The sequence below is a fragment of the Brevundimonas sp. TWP3-1-2b1 genome (assembly GCF_049896165.1).
GTDB lineage: Bacteria > Pseudomonadota > Alphaproteobacteria > Caulobacterales > Caulobacteraceae > Brevundimonas > Brevundimonas subvibrioides_B.
Genome location: NZ_JAFCTT010000039.1, coordinates 1 through 1,601, shown reverse-complemented (window position 1 = coordinate 1,601; position 1,601 = coordinate 1). Strand labels below are relative to the sequence as shown.

The following is a 1,601-nucleotide window of genomic DNA, read 5'->3' as shown; positions in this document are numbered from 1 at the left end:
GGCGTCGAATAAGGACCCCTCATTCCTGATGTCTAACGATGGCTGCTTGGCGGATGTCAGGCGGCGAGTTCGGGATGTTGGTGTTGGAGACGGTGTTGAGGATCCGGCGCGAGTTTGCGTCCGGGAAGGCGATCAAGGCGATCGCGCGGGACCTTCGACTGTCGCGCAAGGTGGTGCGCAAGGCGATCCGGGAGCCGGATGCGGAGTTCGCCTATCGACGGGCGGTGCAGCCGTTGCCGAGGCTGGGGCCGTTCCAGGCCAGACTTGATGAGCTGCTGGAAGAGGACGAGGCGCGACCGCGGCGCGAGAAGCTGCGGATGACACGTGTCCATGACCTGCTGCTGCGCGAGGGGTTCGACGGGTCGTATGACGCGGTCCGGCGCTACGCTGCGGGATGGCGACTGAAGCGGCGCAAGGGCGTGGCGGATGCGCCGGTGTTCATCCCGCTGATGTTCCAGCCGGGCGAGGCCTACCAGTTCGACTGGAGCCACGAGGACGTGGAGATCGCGGGCAAGCCGATGCGGGTGAAGGTGGCGCACATGCGGCTGTGCGCGTCGCGCGCGATCTATGTTCGGGCCTATCCGCGCGAGACCCAGGAGATGCTGTTCGACGCGCATGCTCGGGCGTTCGCCTTCTTCGGCGGCGTGCCGACACGCGGAATCTACGACAACATGAAGACGGCGGTGACGACGGTGTTCACCGGCAAGGAGCGGGTGTTCAACCGGCGCTTCCTGGTCATGGCGAGCCACTACATGGTCGAGCCGACGGCCTGTTCGCCGGCGGCCGGCTGGGAGAAGGGCCAGGTCGAGCACCAGGTTCAGACGGTGCGGGGGCGGTTCTTCCAGCCCCGCCTGCGCTTCACCAGTCTGGAGGAGTTGAACGGCTGGCTGGAGGCGGAATGCCGTCGCTGGGGCGAGCTACGCCAACATCCCGAGCAGAAGGACCTGACGGTCACTCAGGCGCTGGCAGCCGAGCGCCCGGCGTTGCAGCCCATGCTGGGGCCGTTCGACGGCTTTTACGAGAGCGAGCACGCGGTGACCGGGACCTGCCTGATCAGCTTCGATCGCAACCGCTACTCGGTGATGGCCAAGGCCGGGCGGCGCACGGTGCAGGTCCGCGCCTATGCCGACCGTATCGTCGTGCGCTGCGATGGGGAGGTCATCGCTGACCATCGCCGGTTCTTCGGTCGCGACCGGACCCTCTACGATCCCTGGCATTACCTGCCGGTGCTGGCGACCAAGCCCGGCGCCCTGCGCAACGGCGCGCCGTTCCAGGACTGGGCGTTGCCGTCGGCGCTGGCGCGTCTGCGGCGCAAGCTGGGCTCAGGCGACGAGGCCGACCGCCGGTTCGTTCGGGTTCTGGCAGCCGTGCTGGAGGATGGCGTGGAGTTGGTCGAGGCCGCTGTGCACGAGGCGCTCGCTGCCGGGACGGCCAGTGACGACGTCATCCTCAACATCCTGGCGCGCCGGCGCGAACCGCCCCGGCCGCTGAGTATCGTTACACCCGAAGACCTGGTGCTGCGGCATCCGCCTCTGGCCGACTGCGACCGCTACGACAGCTTGCGAGGCCTGCATGCAGCGGCATGAGATGATAGCGGCGCT

At 67.6% G+C, this 1,601-nt stretch carries 1 protein-coding gene; it reads left to right on the top strand.

Annotation, left to right across the window (positions count from 1 at the left end):
- The first annotated feature begins 74 nt into the window (after window positions 1-74).
- Entirely contained in the window at window positions 75-1,586 is a 1,512-nt protein-coding gene (istA, locus tag ACP7AB_RS16845) for an IS21 family transposase (protein WP_425993151.1), read from the top strand.
- Window positions 1,587-1,601: the final 15 nt, after the last annotated feature.

What these genes read in the sequence shown, in the direction of transcription:
- istA (WP_425993151.1), top strand. Translation starts at nt 75, where the DNA reads ATGTTGGTGTTGGAGACGGTGTTGAGGATCCGGCGCGAGTTTGCGTCC.